General features: G+C 38.5%; 16 protein-coding genes and 3 pseudogenes. 3 read left to right on the plus strand and 16 right to left on the minus strand.

Going from position 1 to position 17,498, the window contains the following annotated elements:
* Positions 1-549: 549 nt before the first annotated feature.
* Positions 550-807: a helix-turn-helix domain-containing protein gene (locus tag PXH59_RS12780; RefSeq protein ID WP_285808683.1), complete on the minus strand. Its 258-nt coding sequence runs from the start codon at positions 805-807 to the stop codon at positions 550-552.
* Between the two features lie 1,746 nt (positions 808-2,553).
* Between PXH59_RS12780 and PXH59_RS12785 the strand changes: the two genes are divergently transcribed.
* Positions 2,554-3,147, plus strand: a complete 594-nt coding sequence (locus tag PXH59_RS12785) for an ATP-dependent Clp protease proteolytic subunit (protein WP_285808684.1) — start codon at positions 2,554-2,556, stop codon at positions 3,145-3,147.
* Positions 3,148-3,167: 20 nt separating this feature from the next.
* Here PXH59_RS12785 and PXH59_RS12790 read toward each other — a convergent pair whose 3' ends face one another.
* The 5 genes and pseudogenes from PXH59_RS12790 to PXH59_RS12810 all read right to left on the minus strand — a co-directional run.
* On the minus strand, positions 3,168-3,755 hold the full coding sequence (locus PXH59_RS12790) for a GNAT family N-acetyltransferase (RefSeq protein WP_285808685.1): 588 nt from the start codon (positions 3,753-3,755) through the stop codon (positions 3,168-3,170).
* A 14-nt stretch (positions 3,756-3,769) separates the two neighbouring features.
* Positions 3,770-5,197 carry an MFS transporter gene (locus PXH59_RS12795; RefSeq protein WP_285808686.1) on the minus strand — a complete coding sequence of 476 codons (1,428 nt, stop codon included), beginning with the start codon at positions 5,195-5,197 and terminating at the stop codon, positions 3,770-3,772.
* 17 nt (positions 5,198-5,214) lie between these two features.
* A complete protein-coding gene (locus tag PXH59_RS12800) occupies positions 5,215-6,138 on the minus strand; it encodes an FkbM family methyltransferase (protein ID WP_285808687.1) in 924 nt (307 codons plus the stop codon).
* A 22-nt stretch (positions 6,139-6,160) separates the two neighbouring features.
* Entirely contained in the window at positions 6,161-7,156 is a 996-nt protein-coding gene (locus PXH59_RS12805; protein ID WP_285808688.1) for an aKG-HExxH-type peptide beta-hydroxylase, read from the minus strand.
* A gap of 1,017 nt (positions 7,157-8,173) precedes the next feature.
* A pseudogene (locus PXH59_RS12810) lies at positions 8,174-9,139 on the minus strand (DUF927 domain-containing protein); the annotation flags it as partial.
* A 122-nt stretch (positions 9,140-9,261) separates the two neighbouring features.
* On the opposite strand from PXH59_RS12810, the gene PXH59_RS12815 reads away from it, so the two are divergent.
* A complete protein-coding gene (locus tag PXH59_RS12815; protein ID WP_285808690.1) occupies positions 9,262-10,146 on the plus strand; it encodes an IS982 family transposase in 885 nt (294 codons plus the stop codon).
* On the opposite strand, the gene PXH59_RS12820 is transcribed toward PXH59_RS12815, so the two are convergent.
* The 10 genes and pseudogenes from PXH59_RS12820 to PXH59_RS12865 all read right to left on the minus strand — a co-directional run.
* On the minus strand, positions 10,133-11,908 hold the full coding sequence (locus PXH59_RS12820; protein ID WP_285808691.1) for a DUF927 domain-containing protein: 1,776 nt from the start codon (positions 11,906-11,908) through the stop codon (positions 10,133-10,135). The genes PXH59_RS12815 and PXH59_RS12820 overlap by 14 nt on opposite strands.
* Positions 11,909-11,910: 2 nt before the next feature.
* Positions 11,911-12,321, minus strand: coding sequence for a hypothetical protein (locus PXH59_RS12825; protein ID WP_285808692.1), 411 nt, complete (start codon positions 12,319-12,321; stop codon positions 11,911-11,913).
* The gene (locus PXH59_RS12830; RefSeq protein WP_285808693.1) at positions 12,314-12,505 is read right to left on the minus strand and encodes a host cell division inhibitor Icd-like protein; all 192 of its coding nucleotides are present in this window, start codon (positions 12,503-12,505) and stop codon (positions 12,314-12,316) included. The genes PXH59_RS12825 and PXH59_RS12830 overlap by 8 nt, the downstream gene beginning before the upstream one ends.
* Positions 12,506-12,590: 85 nt before the next feature.
* Complete coding sequence (locus PXH59_RS12835; protein WP_285808694.1) at positions 12,591-12,818, minus strand: ash family protein; 228 nt, start codon at positions 12,816-12,818, stop codon at positions 12,591-12,593.
* Between the two features lie 142 nt (positions 12,819-12,960).
* Entirely contained in the window at positions 12,961-14,172 is a 1,212-nt protein-coding gene (locus PXH59_RS12840; protein ID WP_285808695.1) for a tyrosine-type recombinase/integrase, read from the minus strand.
* Between the two features lie 160 nt (positions 14,173-14,332).
* Entirely contained in the window at positions 14,333-14,710 is a 378-nt protein-coding gene (locus PXH59_RS12845; RefSeq protein ID WP_285808696.1) for a prepilin-type N-terminal cleavage/methylation domain-containing protein, read from the minus strand.
* A complete protein-coding gene (locus PXH59_RS12850; protein ID WP_047771199.1) occupies positions 14,707-15,150 on the minus strand; it encodes a YgdB family protein in 444 nt (147 codons plus the stop codon). Before PXH59_RS12850 ends, PXH59_RS12845 begins: the two co-directional genes overlap by 4 nt.
* Before the next feature lie 23 nt (positions 15,151-15,173).
* A complete protein-coding gene (locus PXH59_RS12855) occupies positions 15,174-15,785 on the minus strand; it encodes a prepilin peptidase-dependent protein (RefSeq protein ID WP_047771198.1) in 612 nt (203 codons plus the stop codon).
* A complete protein-coding gene (locus tag PXH59_RS12860; protein WP_235428388.1) occupies positions 15,782-16,288 on the minus strand; it encodes a prepilin peptidase-dependent protein in 507 nt (168 codons plus the stop codon). The genes PXH59_RS12855 and PXH59_RS12860 overlap by 4 nt, the downstream gene beginning before the upstream one ends.
* A 506-nt stretch (positions 16,289-16,794) precedes the next feature.
* Positions 16,795-16,926 (minus strand): annotated as a pseudogene (locus PXH59_RS12865) (IS982 family transposase); the annotation flags it as partial.
* A gap of 76 nt (positions 16,927-17,002) precedes the next feature.
* On the opposite strand from PXH59_RS12865, the pseudogene PXH59_RS12870 reads away from it, so the two are divergent.
* A pseudogene (locus PXH59_RS12870) lies at positions 17,003-17,455 on the plus strand (IS110 family RNA-guided transposase); the annotation flags it as partial.
* Positions 17,456-17,498: the final 43 nt, after the last annotated feature.

The following is a 17,498-nucleotide window of genomic DNA, read 5'->3' on the forward strand; positions in this document are numbered from 1 at the left end:
TTTTTAGGACTGTCAAAAACATCATTCCTTAACATGCCTTTAAATCATCACAGTTCACGCTATAGCTTTTCTATAATCGCCTGTCTCACGGAACTCTGCACGGTTGCCGCGTGTTACTCTGCTACCTTTGATGTGGTTGTCCACGGCATCAATAATGGATTGCTCACAGGTCACAATAAGCCGTGTTGTCGGTGTGCCGTTAAAATAGCGGTTAGTCTGCTTTTTGGTGCTTGTTGCATATATCTCCTCACGCGAGCGTACTGGTCGCTAAATCATCATAATCATAGTTTACCATCCCGGTTTATGCGTTGGCGGTAAGTATGATCATTGTTGTTTCGTCTATTGCCAACCGATTAGTCCTCGCTCTGCTGCTTTCGATACCTTTCATCAATATTGTCAGTACGCCAAAAGTTCCGAAATGGTGGAAAGGTAGAGGTGTTTTTCGTTGGGATCTATTGAGATGGTAGAGAAAATGTTACTACTAGTTAGTGAGAAGATACCCCGCTATGGCTATCTTCCCAATGTTGTTCAAGTAGGTATTGACTAATTTTATGACTTATTGCGAATCTTACGTTCAATTAGTTGACCACGTTGATCAAAATAACGACTAGGCCAGATCTCAGAAGGATGTATTTCGAGATAGTTAGCGATGATCCATTCGCCTTTAGGCCACTGCCTGCTGAGTGCATTTGCTAAGGTTGATGAACTGAGTCCGGCTTCACGAGAGAGAGCTGCTAAGGTTGTACCACGTTTACGTAATGCGGCGATAATATCGGCCTGATGCCAATCATTTCTAACGTTATTCATTCCTGCTACCCCTTCCATTAATTAATATTGATGGTGGCGATTCAGACGGGGTTCGCAGTACCGGGACACTCGTCCGGCGAGACCGAAGTCTCCCCCACCTGAACCACCATTGAAAAGGCGATAACAGGCACACTGGTAGAAACATCCTACCAGTGGAGTGTCTTTAAGGCTGCGAAACCTTACCACTAGATTTTGCTAATGGCGGGAATACTTTAACTAATTGTTTTACCTAACACAATAACTGAACGACTAAGTTTAACGGTTATAACGTCTATCAAGCGTGCACAAACTCAGAGGAGAATACGGACGGCTAAATCAATCTTTGTTGTTTGTTCTCGTTCGTGATCGCTTCGCTATCCGTATTTCCCCTTTGTTTTTCATACTAATTTTACTCATTTCGAAACATTTTCCCTGCGTGTCGGTTAGGTTCACCGTTCCGTGGTACGTCAGATAATGTGTATACAGGGCGAGGGTTGCGGTGAGTTTTTGCAGGAGTTCGCTACGTGCTCTGCACGGCGGTGGAGTACTCCCCATTCAGTGCCTGATTAGATCAGGATGAATGCCTCATTATTCGTAACGTGTGATATCTCCTTTCTTTACAGCATCAGCCTGTTTAAGGCAATGGGTGAAAAATAAACGAAATAAGTAAACTAAGGTAGAAAAATACCAATGAAAAGTAGTGACACTGAGTAAAACGTGGTTCAAATCGTTCGTAAAGCCAGACCGGACATGCTCTGGACGTTGACGCTTGGCCGCGTCACTTGGTAATCGCTTCGCTTAAACTCAAGTGACGCGCGAAGTTTTCGGGACGTTTATCGTGCGTAAATCAAAGCATGAGTAAAAATCGTGCAAGGACAAATAGTGATAGTGAACGTGGCAGGGTTACTGCTCTATGTGTGTGATAAACCGGTTCAATTTAACCGGGTAACTTTCATCGTCAACTGTGGGTTATGTGTCTGACGATATCTGCTTCCAAAAGTGCGCAGATGTACCGCAATCTTGCTCTCCCTTTCAGGCTACGGGAGTTTTTAAGCCATTTTTAATGGCCGCTGCACATCTGTGATGGTAATTAAACAAGTTTAGATTAGCATTTTTTTGAGCTATTGCAATTAAATACTACTAATTAGAAAATATTATTGATGAATTTTTCACACAAGTAATTTACCTGACACTCCGCAGCTATATCTGTAATAGTTTGATCTTCAAGTGTTTATATGAATTTAACACATATATAATTAAAAACATAAAATACAATGGATAACCATTGTACATGTTACTGGATATGATGAGAATAATATATTCTAATTTGGTTATAAAATATTAAGCTAAAGTATTTATATTCAGGTATATTAAATTTTATCTCAGGCTTACTGATAGTAAAATGAACCTCCTATTTTTCACTATAGAGGTAACAGCTGTTACCTGTTTATTTTTCTTTGATACTATTAACCCAGCGGAGATTTACATCATCATAAATTAAAATTTTATAAATATTTCAGTTGGATAGATATTATCTCTAAACTGCCGCAAGATTAATATAAACAATTATCTATTAAAAAACTACATTTTTCGAAAATATATAAAAATAACAAAATGCCACGATCATGAAGACATATTTTTTGAAGCAACTCCAAAAATCAAGGTGGAATACCAGTTGGATAACCCATGATTTATTTGTTATAGTCCACACTTGAAACATCAAGTTAAGTATACTTTTACTCAACTCAAGTATAAGAGGTCTGTATCATGTTAGAAGAACCATCAAAAGATTCCCCTGAAGTTTCTAAAGAAATCCCCTATGAGCAAAGTAATTTATTAAAGTCTAGATGTATTATTATATCTGGTGAGGTTAACCAAAAGTTAGCTGAAAGGGTAACAACACAACTACTGATTTTACAAGAAATAAGTAATGACCCAATAAAGATTTTTATTAATAGTCAGGGTGGGCATGTTGAAGCTGGTGACACTATTCATGACTTGATTAAATTTGTAAAACCGGAAGTATTTATAATAGGAACCGGTTGGGTTGCAAGTGCCGGCATTACTATTTTTCTTGCTGCTAAAAAAGAAAACCGCTATTCCCTTCCAAATACTCGTTTTATGATCCACCAACCTTTAGGAGGATACGAAGGAAGAGCATCTGATATTGAAATCGAAGCTAGAGAGTTTTTGCTCATACGTAGTCGCATAAATCAACTTATCAGTGATGCCACGGGGCAACCGATAGAAAAAGTTGAAAAAGATACTGATAGAAATTATTGGATGCGTCCTCAACAAGCTACTGAATATGGAATTGTGGGGCGAATAATAACTAAGTGGGAAGATATCAATCATAAATAATAAAGAGGGTGGGCGAAAGCTCACCCACTATATTTATGTTTTAAAAACATTGGTGCTTGCCACTCATCTTCCAGAATTGCGTATATATACATATCACTCCATATTCCATTTATATACTCATTTTGTAATAAGTGTGCTTCTTGACGCATTCCTAATTTTTCAACTAATTTTTTAGAACCTACATTCAAAACATCTAATCTTGCATAAATTCGATGACATTTAAAATATTCAAAACCAATATCTATTAATGCGCCTAACGCTTCTGTTCCTATGGATTTTCTTTGATATAATGGATGGAATATACAACCTATCTCCCCTTGTTGCGATTTTTTATTAATTAACCTCAACATTACCTCTCCAGCTAACTCATTAGTCTCTTGTATAATTACAGCAAGCCTTATCTCATCACCGTCATCATTAAATGCAGGGTTAAGAACTTTGTTAAATTGTTCCCTAATTTCACTATCTGTTGGAGTCGGGATGTATAAAAATTTATAAACTTCTGGTAATGAATGATAGCTATCATATTTGATGAAATCTTTTTCTTCAAATTTACGTAGAGTTAAGTGAGATGTAGAATACAAAATAGGAACATTATTTATTAGCATAGATGCCTCCTAAATTACTTATTTGTCAATTTATTAGTAATATCCCTTTCTTTTAGAAAAAAGAGACAAAATAATCCTGCCAGCAAAGTCAAGATAAATATAATTATGAACAATATTTGAAATGTTACTCTATAGGAATAAGAAACTATTTGAGTGCTATCGCTAATTGAGCTGGAATTAATATATATTGAAGTAAGTATATTTATCAATGACCCTACGAGTGTGATAGCAATGGCTTCGCCTGCTACCCGCATAGTATTAAATAATCCAGATGCTAATCCTGCTTTTTCTTGAGGAACAACGCTAACAGATAAAGCATCCATTAACCCCCAAGGTAAGGCATTACCAATTCCTATCAATGCCATAGCAAAAGATATTAACCAAATTTTTTCATATGTGGAGTTGATTAACATACATACACCAATGGAAGCTATAAAAAAACCAATCCCAGAAATATTATTAATTGGATAATTTTTAGCAAGACAACCAGAGAGAAGTGGAATAACAAGCATCGGTAAAGTTAAAGGTAAAATAATTATCCCTGTTTGAGATGCACTGAAATTGCCTCCAGTCATAAGCCACATTGGTAAATAAACAAAAAGTGATATATAGCTAAAAGCCATTAATAATGGTAATAATTGCACACCAAAGAATAAAGGTATTTTAAATAAAGATATATCGACTAATGGATTATCCGTATTTTTTTCTATAAGATAAAAAGCCATTATAAAAAGAGCCACAAAAAATATAATCACATAAATTCTTATATCACTAAACCCGATTTTTCCGCCTAAAATAAGTGCATATGTAAAAAGTATTAAAGCTAAAGTAAAAATAATAAGACCAATCCAATCTAGACGTTCGGCATTATCATTTTTTGATTCTTTAATTTTCCATTGTCCTAATGCAACAATCAGGATAGAAAAAATAGATATTCCCCAATAGAGTGATCGCCAACCCAGAAAGTCAATCATAAAACCAGCGATAATAGGGCCAAATGCAAGTCCGGCTCCAAAAGATGTACCTAATAATGAAAATGCAATAGTTTTATTTTTTCCATAAAAATCTTGAGCTAATAAAGATGTAGCGGAGGTAGATACTAATGCACCACCTATACCTTCAAGCATTCTCATTGTAATTATGATGAGTAAATCATGACTTACAGCAATACATATAGATGAAAGGCTAAATAACACCAAACCAGTTATAAAACATAATCTTCTTCCAATATAGTCCCCTGCAACACCAGCAGCCATAACAAACCCACCGAATGCAATGACATAGGAATTTATTATCCATTCTAGTGAAAACCTATCTCCTCCAATATCATTTTTCACAGCATGAAGGGAAATTGCAGGGCCAGTAAATACCAAAGGTATCACAAATGCAGCACAGCAAATAATCATAAGCACATCATATCTTTTTTTTACAAATTTTGTCATAATATTATATCAACATTCTAATAATTTATCTTATTGAAAAATAACTGAAAATAATCAGTTGAGTCAATTTCGAATTTATCTTCAAGGTTTTCATTTAGCCATTTCAAAAAGGAATGAGAATACTCAGTATTATTTCTTTTATCTATTATTGATATGGCTTTGTATGCAAAATCATACAGCTCATAGGACTCTGCAAGAATTATAGCAAGAACGCAAAGTTTTTCACTAGACATAGCATCCCAATCATTAACATTCCTAATAAACAAGGCATCACTCCATATCCATTGATTTCCATAAATAAAAGGATCCTTGTTTATAGTTATAGGTTCCAAAGGTCTTGTACCATATCCCATAAATTTAACAAAATTAAATCCTTGTGAACGTAGCAGAATTTCTATTTCAGAGAATCTAGGCTGCCCTATATACTGTTCTACAAATTCAACTTCACATTCAATTACAAGAGTATTTTTAAGTTTTTCCAAAGAGTTATATAAAGCAAGATATTCACAACCTTGAATATCAACTTTATATAAATCTATATATTTTATATCATCTATATCATCAAGTCGTTTTGTTTTAATAATTTGCTCATCCACAACCAACATCCATTCAGAAAAGGATTTGTATTTTTTCATTTCTTCTAAGTTAGGTATTAGAAGGGACGAACACCCGGGAACCTGACAAATAGACAGTTTATGTATACCTCCATCTCCAATAGCATATGGGAAATATTTAATGCTTATGTCCTTGTTTGTTTTTAATTTTTCGAATTCATCAGGATTAGGTTCAAAACCATAAATATTGAATGGATATGATTCAATTATTCCATTGTAATTATTTTCTGTCGTATCAAAATTAGCCGCACCTATATCTACTATTATTATATCTCTATTTTCTTTTATGATATTTTCATATAATTCAATAAGAGGTTTGATTGCCATATCTTATACACCCGTTCAAAGTTTATTCAAATGCCATTTCTCTTGTGCTATTCATTAATTTTTTTCCTAGTTCAGTTAATTTTGCATTTTCTAATATTATATTCCAACAATCATAAAACTTTTCTTCAAACGAAGCTGGATTATTGGCGTTATTGTATGCAGTATCAACTCGTTCTAAAATTGGATCATAATTATGATAAGTGCTTAATTTCTTTAAAATACGCATTGTTCTAGCAAGAACAAACATTGCGTGATATATTCCACTTAATGGCCTAGCTTCACGACGTAGTGGAGACTTATATGTGCCACTATCCTCGTTTAAAATTATTGGGTCAATAAAAAAAAGCATGTTTAAATGATTATGCCCAGCTTCATGAGCCAAATTCTCGAAATACCGAGTCCAAATTTGATTTTCTCTTAATTGACTCATTCTTATGATTCCAAATGTATTTAATGATGAACCAGCATTCATGGTAGGAGAATTAACAATGATAATATCTGTAATTAAAGAATCCAGCTCATCAAATAAGTCAAGATCAACTTCTTTCATTCTACTTAATGCTTTGTTAACAGCGTACGTTGAATTATCTAATTCTTTTTCTGACGGGGCATTTCCATCAAAATGATAACCATAAGTATTTATCATTCCATAATCACATGTATCATAATAAAATTGATGTAATGATTGTGTATACCCATTAGTGAATAGTCCTATAGCACGTGGTGACTGTTCAATATAATTTAATTCATTAAAACAATTCAATATATGTTTAATTAAAAATCCATCGTTATCTTCAATAGCTCTCAACAGTCTATTATGTAATACATGTATCATTCCACTTATTTTACTTTTTTTATTTAAATTATTTATTTTTTCTTCTGCTGACTTACAATTAAAACCGGAATAATTACATTGTTCGAAAATATATGAAAGACTATTAATAATACGCTCATTTATCTGTTCTCGTATTTTAATGTCTCTTTTTGCATCTGGGCGAGCATCATATATATCAAGCATAAACACCCCTATTAATAAGATATTTTTATATCAAATTATCAACATTGCTATGTTGATAATTTGCAATTAAATTCTTCCTAAAAAATACTGCCGCAAACTTTTCGCTTGCGGCAATAAATATGGATTAGTTTACCTGATCCATAATAGGTGTTACTCGATTTGCCGAAGCAGAAAAAATTTTCTTGCTATCAAGTTTTATCTTATTAGTTTTCTTGTCTTTTTTTACAGTATTCATAGTGTATCTCCTAAATTTAATATAGTTCATTTACTACTATAATTTACCAGAATATACTAATTAATGACAAAAACTGATATAGTTGGTGTATCTGGTAAAAGTGAGACTACCAGATAAAAACAGAACTTCAACATTTAAATAACAATATCGCGTGTATTTTTTTTGACTAGATAATAAAAACACATAACTTATTATTTTTTGATTTCAATTTGCGTTGTAATTATAACGATTTATAATAATAAAATTATTATTCAATTTTATTCCTAACGAATTATTATTAGTGAAATATTATCTAAATTAAACTTCAAGTAATACAATAGATTAAAATCATACTGACGCGCTGCGCTTGTCTTCTCCTATTTACCGGGCTAATGAATTAACCCGGCAAATAGGAGAGCTGAAAAAATAACCGTTACTATCGATTATCTTTATACAATTGCACAAATCTTCACGGGATAACGGGATAAATGACATATTTATTATATATTTCATATGGTTGAACTATCCCACGTTATCCCAGCTTATCCCAGCTTATCCCGTGACAGGACGTTATCACTTTTAATTCATTTAAATTCAATTAATTACAACCCGCCAAAGAAGAATATTTTTCGGGATAACCTCCACTATCACAATATTACTTTATTTGTAATTACACTATGTTACGGGATAGAGCGGGATAACACGGGATAATTTAAAAAACTATAACTAACTGATATTTATTAAAATAAATCTCTCTTATCCCGATATCCCGTTATCCCAACGTTTTTTTAATCCTAAGTGAGTTAATCTTCATCCCTGAAAACCAGTACGACAAATCGCCCCTGAGTCCCATTCACTGAAATAGTTTTACTGATAAAGCGGTCTTTTTCAGCTTTAACCAACATTCCAGCCTCTTCTAAGGCTTCAAAACCCGATTTCTTCTGCAATCCCTGCAATATCTCTGCTTCAAATACACTGGGGATAATATGGTATTCCGCCTGTCCATCATCACGACGGTTGTTCACCAGATACCCGGCAAGATCATTAATTCTCATGGCGTGTGACGTATCAATATCACCGTTTGGCCTGCCGTAGGTGTAAGGCTGGAAGCGTGAAAGTCCGTATTTCTGGATAAAGTCACGGGTACGGGTAACAACCTGATATTTTTCCCGGTTCCCGATACCAAAATCCGCTAACCAGTCATCGAAACTTTGCTTTATCGCCGCATGACACGCTTCTTTACTCCAACCAGTGATATGGGTTGCCAGCTCTCCGGTGGCGTCCAGTAACGCGAAACGAACGGCCACACGCTTGACTTGAGCTGAGGCTTCTTCTGGCAGGCCATCAAGCCATTCTTTCTCTTTACGGGCAATAAGTTCGATAGCCTGCTCCTGATGCTCAGACAACCATAAAATCCATTCACGACCGGCTGCACCACAATAGCGTTTAGATTCTCGCTTGATTGCCCTTGCATGGGAATCACCGTCTTCATAACCATTGAAAAATTCAGTATCAATAAAGGGCACACTAAGCAGCCTGACGAGCTGTCCGGCCTTGGGCGTGATCCCGCCTTTGATCAGGAAGGTTTCTAAATCTTCCTCGCCGGTTGAAAGGGCGGCAATTTTCCAGCGGATCACGGCACGGTTCCCACCTTCGCGTTTTCCCTGAATCTTACCGACACCGTTAAACAGGCTGTAAGCACTGTTAGCGACTTCCTTCGGGTTGGAGCTTTGCCCGATTTCGTCAATGGGCATGAAACCATCATTACGGGCGGCGGCTTCGTTATTTAACCTGAACTTCGCTTAAGAAAGGAAAGAAAAAAAGGAACTAAGCGCCTGAGGCACGATCAAAGTTTTTGCTTAGAAAACAAAATCGTGGGGATCCTCAGGCTATGACTACTTTAGAAGAACTTTTTTGTTGCGTCGATGATTTTTGCCAAAAATTTATTCCCCTTTGGGAACAACAGCTCATTGAGAATAATCAGCTCAAGCGTCATCGTGCCACTTCCCTGTCTCTCAGTGAGATAATGACGATCCTCATTTTATTTCACATGAGCCATTATCGTCATTTTAAAGCGTTTTATACTGAGCATGTGCAGCAATATCTCAACGCAGATTTCCCGGGTCTGGTCAGCTACAATCGAATAATTACATTGAAGAAAAGAGCCCTTATTCCGTTATGCGCTTTCCTTTCTTCACGCAAACAAAAATCACACGGCATTGCCTTTATCGATTCCACTAAAATCGCGGTTTGCCATAATCTGCGTATTCCTCGCCATCAAGTTTTCGCGGGTGTCGCCCAGCGAGGAAAAACCCGTACAGGCTGGTTCTATGGCTTTAAACTCCATCTGATTATTGATGACTGTGGGGAGATTTTATCCGTTAAATTAACACCGGGAAATGTTGACGATCGTCAGCCGGTAAAGGAATTAGTACAAGGTTTAACCGGGCATCTCTATGGTGACAAAGGCTATTTATCGCAAGTGTTATGCGATGAACTGAAGGAGGAAGGAATTACGCTGATCACGAATGTTCGCCGTAATATGAAAGCCAAATTTTTATCGTTTTGGGACAAGGCCATGTTAAGAAAACGGTTTTTGATAGAAACGGTGAATGACCAATTGAAAAATATTTCTCAGATAGAGCACTCAAGGCACCGAAGCGTAGTCGGCTTTTTACTGGAAATAGTATCAGGACTGATTGCTTATACATTCCAGCCGAAAAAGCCGAGCTTAGGTTTACGTGACCATGAAATTGCGATGCTTAAACAAAGTTGAGGTTATTTAAGCCGTGGTTAGTGCCGTGCCATGATAACTTAAGTTCTTCGGGATCGCCGTATAAGCTGCTGGCAGCCTCAACAGTAGTGGTTTTACCTGCTGAGGATTGGGCAAATAAATGCACACCAAAGCAGCTACCGCCTGTCAGTGAGTTAAGCGGGGCAGACAATCCTACCAGTACGCCCAGCATCATTGAGCGGTTACCTTTCAGCAATGAGGCAACGTGTGTTTTCCACTGTTCGGCGGTTCCTCTGACTACATAACCGGCAATCGCAGATGTGCCGCCACTGAACGCGACAGGCATATAAGGCTGGCCGATGATTTCACCGTCCGGCATGACATACGCCCCACAATGCCAGCCAGCTTTCTGTGTCACAATCCATTCACGGCGATCGCCGCTGCGTTGCAGGTGTTCAGCCAAAATGGGCAACAGACTGTTTTTTACGGTAATGTTCATGCCCCGTGAACGTAATCTAGCCCAACCTACAGGCATCCCTATTTCACGGCGCGGTAGGGCTTCAACGATACATTTTCCCGAGCCTTCCTGGTGGAGCTTAATAATGAGATAACCTTCGCTGCCATCGTTGCCAATACCCACTATCTCCATGTAATCACTGAGCCATTTTTCAACTTCGACGATCTCGCCGCCTTGCTCTTTGGGTTCAACCCAGTAAATACCTTTCTTACGGATATCAACATGGGGCTTTAACTGATCGTATTCTTTCTCACGGAATTCATCTGAATGAATGGTCGCAGACCTTGCCACTGGCACTTTCTTTTCCACCTGATATAACCCATTACTGAATGCCTGCTTTGTTACCTCAATGCCGTGACGTTGGCGATAATCGTCCCAGTCAGCTTTATGCTCTGTAGGCGGCAACGTGATCCAGCCATTAACCGCAAGAGCCGCTTTTTCTGCTGAGATCTTGCCGATATTCACCTTTGGTTTGCCGTTCTTATCCAGTTCGTCGGGTCTATGCCAGTCATTATCAGCAGCAAGGATGATTTTTGCGTCAGGCCACCGCTCCCTGACTTTCTCGCAAATGGTGAATAAATTGCTTTCATCAATCGCGGCCAACACTACGCCTTTATACAATTGGCGAACAGTTAAGGCTGTAGCGTAACCCTCGGTAATGATGAAGGTATCAGGTGTTTCGGTTATCTCAGATACAGGGATAAAACTGCCTTTCTTCTGCGTACCGGAGACAAGACGTTTTTCACCGTTCGGCTTGATGGTCTGAGCACCCGTGATTGTCCCGTCCAGTGTTTGAGTGATCAGCAATAACGAACCATCTTTCAATAGTCTCTGATTGGGGCATTTCAGCCCCTTTTTCACCAGATATTGAGATTTATCCGTAACTGTAGTGGCAACCAGTGCCACAATGCGTTCAGCAATCGGCTTGACTGTTTGCGGTTGTTCTTTGACTGTTTTAGGTTCAGGCAAAGGCATTGCTAAGGTATCAGCCACCAATTTAGCCGCTGCATAAATCGTGATCCCTTTGGTTCTCGCTACCAAATCCAGCCCGTCACCGTGGTTTGGTTCATCACATTGGCGACAATGCCAGTCGCCGTTATGGTTATCATCGATAAAATGAAAGCGATCAGTACCGCCGCATATCGGGCAAGCACCATGTTTGCCTCTTTCCGGAACGTCAACTCCACAAGCAGGCAACAGATTTTGCCAATAATTCGCGGCGGATTGCTTCACTGCTAGGATTACATCTAACGGACAGCGTTTCTGGTTATGATTTCTCTTATTCATGATCACTCGTCCTCACCATTAACCGCTGCATAAAGAGCGTGGTAAACTTCATGGTTGATATCACAGGCCAGTGACAGCAAATCATGCAATTCTTCCGAACAGTGTTGGCTGGCCTGCTCAAGAATGATTTCATATAAAGAAGTGCATAACCCCGCACGAAACGAGGATTGACCGAATGGATCTCTTTCCCGGCGTACAATGTAATTGACTAATTTATTCACCTGGTTCTGTGGGACGTGTTTCAACAGATCACGATAAACCTCCTGATGAATGCCGTGTGCCAATGCAATCAGATTATTTAGGTTGATTTCGCAGCGTTCATCCTTAGCCTTTTTGGTAATGAACGTGAAAAGTGAGATCCCCAGACCTGCACGATACAGAGCCTGTTTTAATGAGATAGGTTTATTACTCATTGTGTGCCCCCTGAACAGGCAGACGACCAGCAAATAATAAAATATAGTTGCGAACAAGCGTCATTCTTGCATTGTGTTCATTGGATGCGGTTGTTTCTATACGGCAAGGTATTGCGGCTAAATATGAACATTTTATGCTCAAAAACAGGAAATTAAAGTGAGTTTGGGTAGGGGTAGCCATCATAACGACGATCTCCTTTTCTTTTTCTAAGGAGTCACCGCGAGAGGTCTCAATCTCTGTGGGGGCGGTGACGCTGACAGGGTTGAGACTACTGGTAGAAAAGGGAAACCAGCCAGCCCGAAGGCTGCCCCATCAGCATCACCATTGAATTCGTATAGGCAAATAACGCCTTATTATTAAATAAAAGGTGCTGTGATACTACGACATAAAAAAAGACGCTTGGCGCGTCATGTATCGCCTTTTCTATTATCAGGGTCTCAATCCTGACACCAGATTTTGCTGGTGCAAGAGCAATATAGCCAATGCTTAATGACAAAGTAAAGAGATAATGATTACTATTTTTGTAACGGTTATTTTCTTGGGTAGTGAAATCGCCTGTTACAGCTGCGTGCTCTGCTCAGCACATATACAAAAAAAACCAGCCCTTTTACTGGCTGGCTCTGTCTGTTGTTGGCGGTCTATGCTCGCTTAAATTTTCCGTGTACGACATTATTACCGTTCTCTAATGCTTCCATATAGTCAGCATACCATTGAAGCATTTCCCTGCGGCCATCAATATACTGAGCGTGGTTATATGTGCCACGAATAGAATTCTTATCAACATGAGCAAGCTGTGTTTCGATCCAAGCAGAATTATAGTTTTGTTCGTGCAAGATAGTGCTCATGGTGTGACGGAAGCCATGTCCTGTAGCTCTTCCTGCATATCCAATGCGCTTAATTAATACGTTTACTGTCATTGCACTCATTGGTTGAGCTTGATTAATCCTGCCCTGAAAAACATATTTCCCTTGTCCTGTAATGGGTTTTATCTGTTCCAAAATATCAATAGCCTGTCTCGATAATGGGATAATATGAGGGCGGCGCATTTTCATTTTTTCGGCTGGTATCTCCCATTGAGCTTTATCAAAATCAATTTCTAACCATTCAGCTTTACGCAATTCACTAGGACGAACACCAATAATCATTTGTAAACGCATTCCCATCTTTACGATAAAACTCCCTGTATACGCATTTAAAGCCTTATAGAATTCATGTATCTCATCAGCATTTAAAAATGGGTAATGTTCCTTTTTATGTGCAACAAAAGCAGACACTAAATCAGGTGCGGGATTATATTCAGCTCTTCCTGTAGCTACTGCATATCGCCATACTTCCCCACAGCGTTGGCGAACCTTTTGAAGTTTTTCTGTCGCTCCCCGATCATTCAACCTCGATAAAACAGCCATAAGTTCCATTGGCTTAATCTCAGTAATCGGTCTATTGCCTATATAGGGAAAAACATCTTTTTCAAATGTTTCCATCATTTCTATTGCATAAGAAGCTGACCATCTGTCTTTGCGCTTTTCGTACCATTCAAGAGTTATATTTTCAAAGGTGTTTGCTATCTGGTTTGCTACGGATATCTTTTCTGTTTTTCTTACTTCACTGGGATTAAGTCCATTAGCAACTAGCTTTCTTGCTTCATCGCGTTTGGTTCTGGCTTCGGTGAGTGTTACTACTGGATAAACGCCTAATGAAATCATTTTAGTTTTACCCGCAAATTGATAACGATAACGCCAGCCTTTGGAACCATTGGTATCAACCAATAAAGATAGCCCATTGCCATCCGCCAATGTATAGGTTTTTTCCTTTGGTTTAGCTCGCTTGATTGCCAAATCTGTCAGCTTCATAAATCACCGATATTGTATAGAAAAGTTGTGTAGGGAAATTCTATACAAAATACTATACAATAAATTGCAGATATTTAGAAAGACAGCAGTAGACAACAACAGAACAAAAACAATGTAACAAATTGATTTTTATTTAATTAATTTACTTTAGTAGACTATATTAGATGTCAGTTTTATGCCTCCCACTTGCACAAAACCAGCGCTCTAATTTACTTGGTTTATTGTAATGTACTGACAGATTAATCGTTACCTGATAGCACCCCCAAGAACGAAATTCTTGTTGAACTTCCACTTTCCAGCCTCGCTGTATAGCTGCCTCTTCTTCTTTTTTCTTCAAATCAATCTGGCCTGCCAAACGTTCATACTGTTCCAACTGATTATGGACATACCGTACTGCTTTAAGCTGCCCCCAATATTGTTGAAAATTAGCGGACAGTGCTTGGTGGTAACGCATTAAACCCAATAAAGAGATCGCAAATACGGCAGATGCAATCATGACTTCAGGTAAACTCATCCCCTCTTGTCTTCTGGTTTTCATAAACAAAATTCAGCCTGAGCAACAGGGCAAAAATCCAACCAACCGCTTTCAATAGGAATAAGTGTATCTTGATTTAGAGGTTTCATCTGTTTCATCCATTGATAAAGTTCAAGTTTTTCCCCTGATGTAAATTGAGCAATCCCTTTTAATAAAAAAAGATTGTCTGAATAGTGTTTTAGGCAACTTTTCAAATTAAATTCAGTATGTTGCAGACAAACCCAAGCCCCTATTTCTTGCTGATTGATCTGCCACGACTGTGCCTTGCCCCATATCAATGATGATTCAGCCCGCCAAAAAGCCTGCAAATAATGTTGTTCATCCATCATCATAAGCATCGCACTTTCCTGTTGATAATGGAGCGCTTTCAACATCATCAAACTCAGCGCCAATAGCATCATTATCGATATCAGCAGAATATTTCCCTGTTGTTTCTCTGCCATCTATTTTTCTTTCCTTGATATATTTATCCCCTGATATTACGCAGCCGAATTGTAGCTTGATGGCGGTACACAATTGATGGGGATTTCAACCAATGGGCATCAATGAACAAAGTGATAAAAATCACCCTACCTTTTGCTTGTGATTTCTCAAGATGAAAGGTATCAATGACAACCTCTTTTGGATCAAATAGCCTTTCCCAACCACTTTCCTGACAATCGCCTGCCCCTCTTCCCCACTCAAGTGCTCGGTTATTTAAACGATAACCAAAAAACTCAGACTCAATGTGTCCCGGTTTTTCCCATTGATTATTTAAATTGAGATCAAAAGCAACAATAAAACAGGAGTTAGTAATTTCTGTATTTTTATTGTTAATGACCAATGGATCACCCTTGCACTGTTCTCTATCCCGACAATAACCTGCCCGCCGAATATCTTTCTCTATCAAATAAGTCGTTCTGTTCACCAAATAATGCAATCTATATTTACGATAGAGATCGAGAATTTGGACTGATAAAACCGGATACGTTTTTGTCATAGCAACAAAAATCACGCTACTGATTAGCAGAGCTACCATTATTTCCAACAATGAGAATCCTGCCTGTTTTTGTTTAAAATAAAAGTTAGTCAGAATCATGGGGTTTTTATGCCCTCACAATTAGGAAACGAGTTAATTGTATTACTGCATGTCCTGATTCGCCCACGTCCAGAAACGATGATACTCATGTCACCTGCCGAGTTTGCCAGCATGAAACTGGCTGGCATTGCTGTATTTCTGATCCCGTAAAAATCAATGCGATCAGTCGTAGAAAATGACAAAAATACATCTTCATGAGGGGAATCAACGCGTTCTCCATCACCTTCATCACAAGCAACGATTTTGGTGACAGACGATATCAAACACCAGGGCTGTCCTGTCACTAACCATAAGGTACGATCCTGATTTAAATAATTGGCTAAAGCCTGCTGCCTTTCCATAAAAGACAACACATTATGTACCGCTGATTGCAAACGCAGGCGGCTTTGATATTTCCCCCAATGATACAATCCCCAGGACAAGCTAATAGAAATGATGAGCATTGCTATCATTAATTCTAATAAAGTAAATCCATTGCTATTGTTAATTTTTTTATATTCCATTATTTTCTGGCGTCTATATTCAACTCAATTTTTCTCAAGGGGAATATCGACTATTAGAAACTAAATGAACAGTGCCACGATTTAATTATGCGAAGCGCTTTGAAGGGAAAATAGATATTTTCTTTTGTTGCATTTTAATTGCAAGATAGATCACAAAATTAAACCTATATTTTCACCGTAGAAATAAAAAAGAGCAGAATAACTATCTACTCTTTAACTATTCTATTTTGATTAATTCACTACCTTTGTTTTTGTACCCTTCACCAGCCCCCCATTGACACAAAAGTGTGATGTTTATCTCGTGATCCGCTTTTGCCTCCTGCTTGATCCTGCCAGTCAGGTCATTTTTCTCCCATGAAAAAGAAAAAGCACTTTATCGCTGAGTCACCTGAAGTGAGCAATATCAGCGAAAGTCCCAGGCTGAACGGCAAAAGCTCAACGCCCTCGTCGCACAAATCCAGCTGGCGCAACCGCCTGTCCACTACAATCGCGGGTGCTAAACAACCTCAGTTTTGTTTAAGCATCGCAATTTCATGGTCACGTAAACCTAAGCTCGGCTTTTTCGGCTGGAATGTATAAGCAATGAGTCCTGATACCACCTCCAGTAAAAAGCCGATGATGCTCCGGTGTCTTGAGTAATGAAATGGACACCTCCCCAAAACGGCTTCAGTGAGCCATGCTGAATACATCAGCAAAAATATGAAGAGGTGTCCAATGGAACAAGTTATCGGAATTGATCTGGCAAAGCGAGGGTTTCAGTTAAATATCGTGCCTTCTTCCGGGAAACCCGTTCAAAACAAAATGGTGTCCCGTGAAAAACTCATGGCTTTCATGGCCCAACAGCCGCCTTCAAGGATTGTGATGGAAGCCTGTGGCAGTGCCAATTACTGGAGCCGCCAATTCAGACAATTTGGGCATGAAGTTAAACAAATCAGCCCCCAATATGTCTCGCCTTTCAGAATGGGCAGTAAGAATGATAAAAATGACGCCATTGCCATTGTGGAAGCTGACAGTCGTCCGGGTATGCGCTATGTACCTGAAAAAACAATAGAACAACAAGATATTCAGTGCCTGCACCGAATTCGGCAGCGTCTGATGAAAAATCGGACAGCGCTGATTAACCAAATACGGGGATTGGGGCTGGAATATGGCCTCTCCATCCCGGAAGGGGCTCATCAAGTCGAACAATGTTTACTGTAAAATGCTGAGA

It is taken from the genome of Xenorhabdus bakwenae (assembly GCF_030272115.1).
Classification (GTDB): Bacteria; Pseudomonadota; Gammaproteobacteria; order Enterobacterales; family Enterobacteriaceae; genus Xenorhabdus; species Xenorhabdus bakwenae.

Bases quoted from the DNA above. Each gene is read 5' to 3' on its own strand.
- PXH59_RS12780 (WP_285808683.1), bottom strand. From the start codon at position 807: ATGAATAACGTTAGAAATGATTGGCATCAGGCCGATATTATCGCCGCA.
- PXH59_RS12785 (WP_285808684.1), top strand. From the start codon at position 2,554: ATGTTAGAAGAACCATCAAAAGATTCCCCTGAAGTTTCTAAAGAAATC.
- PXH59_RS12790 (WP_285808685.1), bottom strand. From the start codon at position 3,755: ATGCTAATAAATAATGTTCCTATTTTGTATTCTACATCTCACTTAACT.
- PXH59_RS12795 (WP_285808686.1), bottom strand. From the start codon at position 5,197: ATGACAAAATTTGTAAAAAAAAGATATGATGTGCTTATGATTATTTGC.
- PXH59_RS12800 (WP_285808687.1), bottom strand. From the start codon at position 6,138: ATGGCAATCAAACCTCTTATTGAATTATATGAAAATATCATAAAAGAA.
- PXH59_RS12805 (WP_285808688.1), bottom strand. From the start codon at position 7,156: ATGCTTGATATATATGATGCTCGCCCAGATGCAAAAAGAGACATTAAA.
- PXH59_RS12815 (WP_285808690.1), top strand. From the start codon at position 9,262: ATGACTACTTTAGAAGAACTTTTTTGTTGCGTCGATGATTTTTGCCAA.
- PXH59_RS12820 (WP_285808691.1), bottom strand. From the start codon at position 11,908: ATGAATAAGAGAAATCATAACCAGAAACGCTGTCCGTTAGATGTAATC.
- PXH59_RS12825 (WP_285808692.1), bottom strand. From the start codon at position 12,321: ATGAGTAATAAACCTATCTCATTAAAACAGGCTCTGTATCGTGCAGGT.
- PXH59_RS12830 (WP_285808693.1), bottom strand. From the start codon at position 12,505: ATGATGGCTACCCCTACCCAAACTCACTTTAATTTCCTGTTTTTGAGC.
- PXH59_RS12840 (WP_285808695.1), bottom strand. From the start codon at position 14,172: ATGAAGCTGACAGATTTGGCAATCAAGCGAGCTAAACCAAAGGAAAAA.
- PXH59_RS12845 (WP_285808696.1), bottom strand. From the start codon at position 14,710: ATGAAAACCAGAAGACAAGAGGGGATGAGTTTACCTGAAGTCATGATT.
- PXH59_RS12850 (WP_047771199.1), bottom strand. From the start codon at position 15,150: ATGGCAGAGAAACAACAGGGAAATATTCTGCTGATATCGATAATGATG.
- PXH59_RS12855 (WP_047771198.1), bottom strand. From the start codon at position 15,785: ATGATTCTGACTAACTTTTATTTTAAACAAAAACAGGCAGGATTCTCA.
- PXH59_RS12860 (WP_235428388.1), bottom strand. From the start codon at position 16,288: ATGGAATATAAAAAAATTAACAATAGCAATGGATTTACTTTATTAGAA.